A 6,620-nucleotide genomic window follows, 5' to 3' on the forward strand; every position below is an offset into this window, starting at 1 on the left:
GTTATTTTAAAAAAATACTTAAAAATTAAAAAAAAGAGTTATTAGAAAATTAATTAAGAAATTAATGATATAAAATCAATTTTTAAGAAATATAAACAAAATTAAACGAGAAATATTGAATTAAACTGGAAAAAGTAAATATTTAAAGTAATACTTTTTTAAAAAATAATACTACTTAATTTAAACATTTTTCCATATGAGTTGTTTCATCATAGTCATCTTCTTCCAGAACTATTTTATAACCCAAAGATTTCCAGAAAGGCAAAGCAGCATCAAGATACCTGTGAGTATGCAAATAGATTTTGCTGTATCCTTCAAGCTTGGAAAACGATTCAATTTTGCCTACAAGTTTACGGGCCAGACCATACCTTCTGTAATTTTCATCAACCATCAGTCTCCAGATACTGGCAGTATCCTCTTTAGAGTACATTCCCCTAAAATATTCATAGTCCTTGTCATAGGCTCTGATTCCTGCAGTTGCAACAATCTTATCACCATCATATGCAATGAAAAAGCTATTGCATGAAGGATTGATGTAATATTCTTCAATGCCTTCTATATCATAATGAAATCTCATGTCAGGACCAATGCCATATTCCTTTTTAATCTGGCCATATAAAAAAGATTTGACATCTTCTATTTCAGCGCCGTTGTTGTCAATTTCCTTAATAACAAATTCCATAATATCACTTAAAAAAAAGAGAATAAAAAAATCACTTATTCCTGTGCAGTTTCAGGATTGAGCAATTTTTCTACATTTTCCCCAATTAAATCAAACAATAAGACTACAATTAACAATGACATACCCGGATAAAAGGCCAACCACCAATATCCAGAAGACAAGTAGTTCATTGATTCTGCTAAAATTACACCAATAGCAGGTTCATGAGGAGGCAAACCGAATCCCAGGAATGTGATTGCAGCTTCATGCATGATTGCATGCGGAAACATCAATATAACTCCAACAATAATCTGTGAAACTATTAATGGAAATATATGTTTGGTAGCAATCCACACTTTAGATTTACCCAGATTTTCCGCCAGATGAATATATTCTTTAGTTCTAATCTCTTTAACTTCAGATCTTAAAACCCTTGCAAGAGGAGTCCAATGAGTTAAACCGACACCCATGACAACACCCATTAATCCCCCACCAAACATTATTGAAATAAGTATAATTAAAAGAATGTGAGGAATTGAACCAAATAAATCTATGATTCCTGCAACGGTTTCATCTGCGAATCTATTGAAACTGGAAAATAATCCAAGAACAATAGAAATAAAAGTACTTACTACAGATGCAATAAAACCAACCATTATACTCAAGCCAAGCCCTGCAATTGTACGTTGAAACATGTCTCTTCCCATCCAATCAGTTCCGAAGAGATGTTCCAGAGATGGCATCTTATTTGCATTGACAAAACTTGTCGGAATATCTTTAATAAAATAACCGGAAATAAAGATAGATATGATAATTATTGCAGAAAGTGCAATGATTACTAATGTTTTTGTTCTAAGATTTGCAGGATATAAAAACCATTGCCTTTTATCATCCTGTTGTCTTTTTTTAATCATTGAACTCACTCTCCTTAATTCTTGGGTCAATTAAGTAATATGACAGATCTGCAAGCAAGTTTCCAATAAATACGAATATTGCACTGAATATTACAATTCCTAAAAATAATGGGACATCACTGCTAAGACCTGCGGCTACGGCCGTTTGTCCAATACCAGGATAGGAAAATACCTGTTCCACAAGTACTGCCCCACCAAAGAGTTCACTGAAAGACAAAAACTGCAATGTTACAGCAGGCAATAATATATTCCTTATTCCATGATTTTTAATTAAATCCCAACCTTTTTCTCCTCTTGATTTTGCAAACAATACATAATCAGAAGACAATACTTGGATTAATTCATTACGAGTATACATCGCAATTGGAGCTAATCCTACAAGGCTTAAAGTTAATGCTGGAAGAACCAGTCTTGATGCCCATTCCATAAATGTAGCATCAGTACTTCTTACACCAATTGGAACACCAAATCCTATTGGGAACCATCCTAAATAAACAGCAAATATCATTAAAATAAGCATTCCTACCCAAAATGATGGAGCTGATTGAATGGCATAACAGTAAACTTTAACTGCCTTATCAATCCAAGACCCTTTGTTTTTACCGGCTACAACACCCATAGCAAAACCAATAACTCCACTTAATATCCATGAGATAGCCATCAATACTAGAGAAGCTGAAGCCTTTTCAATTATGATATCAATGACCGGTGCACGATATATCAAAGATGTTCCAAGATTACCCTGCAGCAAATCCATTAACCAATGGAAAATTTTAGTGGTAAGTGGAACATTGGTACCAAAATATTCCTGAAGAATCTGTCTTTGCGCTTCCGATACGGCAGCCTGTCTTAAATATGCATTGACTGGATCAATAGGGGATAAATCTAATAACACAAAACTAAAAATTGCAACTGCAATAATCAGTATTACAAAGCGCACTAGCTTGTAACCAAAAAATTTCAATAATTGATTTTTATTCAAAAATAAACCCCCTTAAAGAATTTTAAAAAAAAATAAAAAAGGAAAAGAGATATTGAATTAAGCTGTGGAATTGGTTCTGGTCCAATCACAGATGTTAATTAAAATATCATTTCCTAAACCGTCAGGCTGTTCACCAATATCGATTCCATCTTTAATGAAGTAGTTGTAGTCATAGTTGACCAACCATACGAATGGAGCATCTCCAGCAGGTCCCCATCCTCCACCATTAACATTAGCGGATTGAGACCATAATGTATTAGCTGCATTCAAGTCACTGGAATGCATTGCATCATCCATTAATTTATCGGAATCAGTATTGTTGTATAAGTTAGGGTTCATATAGAATCCATCAGCTTCTTTACTGTGATATTGTTGATAGATGGATTTATATGGGTCTGGAGAAGTTTGTTGCATCAATGCAGCTGAAGAGTACATGTTTGCATAAATAGTATCCCAGTCAGCACCAACTAAGTTAACTTCAATTCCTATTTCTTTTGCCTGTTCAGCAAATACGGTTGATAAAGATTGTCTGTCAAGATATTTAGGTGGGTAATATAGGTCAAAGGATGCTTTTACACCGTTTTTCTCTACGATTCCATCACCATTAGTATCATTCCAACCACCATCTTTTAAGATTTGTTTTGCCTTATTAACATCACTGTCGTTAACTTTAGCGGCGGGATTTGCATAATCTCTTGTATCTACACCAGTATATTCAGGGGTAGCGTGTCCGGAGAATATTTCATCACACATTGTTTGACGGTTTACTCCAACATTTAATGCTTCCCTAATTGCCTTATCCGCAGTTACATTGTTACCGATTTTAGCAGTTCCGTTCCAAGATTTTCCTGTATCATTTTGATAAGGTAAAGATACACCTTGTGCCCTACCTGCTGACTTTTCAACAAATTGATATCCGTCAACACTTTGGTTTAATGAAGAGGTTGCTACAGGAACTACATCAACTTTACCAGATTTAGCTAATTCCAACCAAGTTGATTCTTCAGGGAATAAAAGAGTAAGTTGAGTGAAGTATGGTTTTTTATCATAATAATTAGGATTTACTTTGAATATGGCTTGTTGGCCTTTATCCCAATGATCCAATACATAAGGACCTGTACCGATTGGATGTTCTCCATAGGTATTGTTGTCATATGAATCGGAAGGAATAATACCGACATATCTTAAGTCATAAATAAAGGTAGATCTAGGTTCGACCAATTTAAATTCGACAGTAGTCTTATTTTTAGCAGTTACATTTGCAATATTAGTTAAATCCAATTCAGACTCAGTATCTTTTGCAGTGTTAAATGTAAATGCCACATCTTCTGCATCAAAAGTGGAATTGTCTGAGAATTTAACGTCATCTCTAACATTTACAGTCCAAGTTTTTCCGTCACTACTTATTGAATAACCGGTAGCGAGGTCTGGAACTATACTTCCATTCTTATCTGTTTTGAATAAACAGCTTTGTACTAAAGGATTATAATTTTGGTGTCCACATCCCCATCCAACAAGAGAGCTGAAACCTGCTTCAGGCTCTGGAATATTACTGTGTGCAGCTACAGTTAAATGAGTAGGGTCATTATCACGTGAACCACCCATTAATGCAAATGCAGCAACAATAATTACAATAATGGCAATGACACCAATAATTATCATTGTTTTCTTATCCATTTTCTTTCACCATAAATATAAATTGAATATTAAAATCAAAAGTATTACTTTTAATATGATTTTTACTCAAATAGTAATACTTTTATAATATATTTTAATATTATAGTAATATATTCTTAACAAGAATATAAAAAGATATTTATTACTTTTAAAAATTAGTTGACAATTTAAAAGATGTTTATCCAAACCACCAAAGGCTGCTAAAAATATAAACAAAAGAATTCAAAAGATAATAAAAATTAGTTTGTATATAATAAAACAAATAGAATGATTAACAGAAAAATAACTGAAAAGTAATACTTAAATTAAATTTAAATATAACCAGATGTAAATATTTGCCCATGACACTATCCCACAGCTTAAAGAAATACATATTAAGTGAAGGAGCAACAGAAGTAGGATTTGCAGACATAAGCAAGTTTACACCAAAGAAAGGGTTGAACACAGGTGTTGTTTTTTATATAACATATCCAAAAGAGATTATAAGAAACATGCAGAATGCCCCAACCAAAGAATATGTCGAAGAATTAGTAAGCCTGAACTCCAGACTAGATGCATTGGGAATGAAATGTGAAGAATACCTGATTGGCCAAGGTTTTGATGCTTATGCCCAGACAAAAAAGAGATTGGGAACAGATTTTGGAGAGTTTAACTCATTTGAACTTCCTCATAAAACCATTGCAACACGTGCAGGGCTCGGATGGATTGGAAAATCAGCACTATTTACAACAAAAAATTACGGATCCGCACTAAGATTATCCTCAGTTCTGACAAATGCACCATTAGATATTGGAAAACCCATAACAAAATCAAAATGCGGAAAATGCATGGAATGTAGAGATGCATGTCTGGGAGGAGCAATAAGTGGAATAGAATGGAACTCAAAACTTAAAAGAAATGACTTTTATGATGATAAAAAATGTGAAAAGTATGCATTAAAAGTTTCTGAAGAAAATTTAGGAAAAGCAGATACAGTATGTGGAAAATGTATCTTTGCATGCCCACATACACAAAAATATATCAAAAAGCTATAAGTAAATTGCATAACTATAATCATTAGATAAATGAGAAATATCTAATTTTTGTATTTTTTTATCCATGTGGACAGTTTCAAGCTCATCATTGGAATCCAGAGCAACCACAAAACCCATTTTTGTCCAAAACTCCAAAGCCCCATCCAAGTTTTTATGGGTATGCAAATAGATTTTGTCATAACCTGCTTCATTTGCAAAATTTTCAGCTATGGAAAACATTTTTGAAGCCAAACCACAACGCCTAAATCTCTCGTCAACAAATAGTCTCCATATGCTGGAAGTGGTATCTTTTGAATATAACTGCCTGAACTCTGGAAAATCCTTATCATAAGCCCTTATACCAATTGTTGCAATAATCTCACCGGTTTCACCATATGCAACAAAAAAATTATTAATTTTAGGATTAATATAATATTCATCCATTTTTACAATGTCTTGATGCCATTCAGGAACATAATCATAGCCAAATTCTTTTTTAATCATCTTAAATAAAAATTTTTGAACATTAACAATTTCATTTGGGTCATTACTCATTGGTCTAATTTCTAAATTCATGACATCACCATCACAAAAAGTATTACTAACTATATAATAAATTAATTTAATAAGTAATACTTTTTAGTAAATTTTGAATAACTTTAATATTGATAAAGTACAAATTAGTATATAAAATTTGTCATTTTAACTTTAAAGGTGATTTCATGGAGAAGTTATTAGATGTAGAAAATGTTTCGATTTCATTTATTCAATATACCCAAGGATTAAATCAAAGAGATTTAAAAGTTATCACCGATTTAACCCTAGACATATCCGAAGGTGAAATACTGGCAGTATTAGGTTCAAGCGGATCTGGAAAAAGCCTGCTAGCACACGCAATATTTGGAATACTACCTGAAAATGCAAACCTAAACGGAAAAATAAAATACAAAGGAAAAGAACTAAGCCAAAAAGACAAAGAAGAAATAAGAGGAAAAGACATAGCACTAATACCAGCACTAATACCACAATCAGTCAACTTCCTCGACCCACTAATGAAAATATCCGACCAGGCAATCGGACAAACCGAAAACGACGAAGAAAAGAAAGACAAAAAGATAAAACAAAGAGAAATCTTTGAACGCTACAATCTTGGTCCGGAAGTGGATGAAATGTATCCATTCCAACTTTCCGGAGGAATGGCTAGAAGAGTACTCGTTTCAACAGCATTACTATCCAACCCAAAACTAGTCGTAGCAGACGAACCAACACCAGGGCTAGACCAAAAAACAGTAAAAGAAACACTAAACCACTTCAAACAAATGAAAGAAGACGGAGTAGGAGTACTACTCATCACACACGACATACACGCAGCA

Annotated in this window: 7 protein-coding genes; 2 read left to right on the forward strand and 5 right to left on the reverse strand. The window is 33.3% G+C overall.

Annotated features, from left to right (window positions below; genetic code table 11):
• Positions 1–175: 175 nt before the first annotated feature.
• Genes QZN45_RS02005 through QZN45_RS02020 form a run of 4 tightly spaced genes read right to left on the reverse strand, consistent with a single transcriptional unit; the run spans position 176 to position 4,234 of the window.
• Complete coding sequence (locus QZN45_RS02005; RefSeq protein ID WP_292605301.1) at positions 176–682, reverse strand: GNAT family N-acetyltransferase; 507 nt, start codon at positions 680–682, stop codon at positions 176–178.
• 35 nt (positions 683–717) lie between these two features.
• A complete protein-coding gene (locus QZN45_RS02010) occupies positions 718–1,575 on the reverse strand; it encodes an ABC transporter permease (RefSeq protein ID WP_292605303.1) in 858 nt (285 codons plus the stop codon).
• A complete protein-coding gene (locus tag QZN45_RS02015) occupies positions 1,568–2,557 on the reverse strand; it encodes an ABC transporter permease (RefSeq protein WP_292605305.1) in 990 nt (329 codons plus the stop codon). The genes QZN45_RS02010 and QZN45_RS02015 overlap by 8 nt, the downstream gene beginning before the upstream one ends.
• Positions 2,558–2,614: 57 nt before the next feature.
• Positions 2,615–4,234, reverse strand: coding sequence for an ABC transporter substrate-binding protein (locus QZN45_RS02020; RefSeq protein WP_292605307.1), 1,620 nt, complete (start codon positions 4,232–4,234; stop codon positions 2,615–2,617).
• 341 nt (positions 4,235–4,575) lie between these two features.
• Between QZN45_RS02020 and QZN45_RS02025 the strand changes: the two genes are divergently transcribed.
• Positions 4,576–5,268: a 4Fe-4S double cluster binding domain-containing protein gene (locus QZN45_RS02025; RefSeq protein WP_292605309.1), complete on the forward strand. Its 693-nt coding sequence runs from the start codon at positions 4,576–4,578 to the stop codon at positions 5,266–5,268.
• Here QZN45_RS02025 and QZN45_RS02030 read toward each other — a convergent pair.
• Complete coding sequence (locus QZN45_RS02030) at positions 5,263–5,823, reverse strand: GNAT family N-acetyltransferase (protein ID WP_292605311.1); 561 nt, start codon at positions 5,821–5,823, stop codon at positions 5,263–5,265. The genes QZN45_RS02025 and QZN45_RS02030 overlap by 6 nt on opposite strands.
• A gap of 146 nt (positions 5,824–5,969) precedes the next feature.
• Here QZN45_RS02030 and QZN45_RS02035 point away from each other — a divergent pair.
• Positions 5,970–6,620 (forward strand): ATP-binding cassette domain-containing protein (locus QZN45_RS02035; protein WP_296810759.1); only part of this gene is annotated, 651 nt, incomplete at its 3' end.

Origin of the sequence: uncultured Methanobrevibacter sp., assembly GCF_900314695.1 — an archaeon.
In the GTDB taxonomy this organism is placed as follows: domain Archaea; phylum Methanobacteriota; class Methanobacteria; order Methanobacteriales; family Methanobacteriaceae; genus Methanocatella.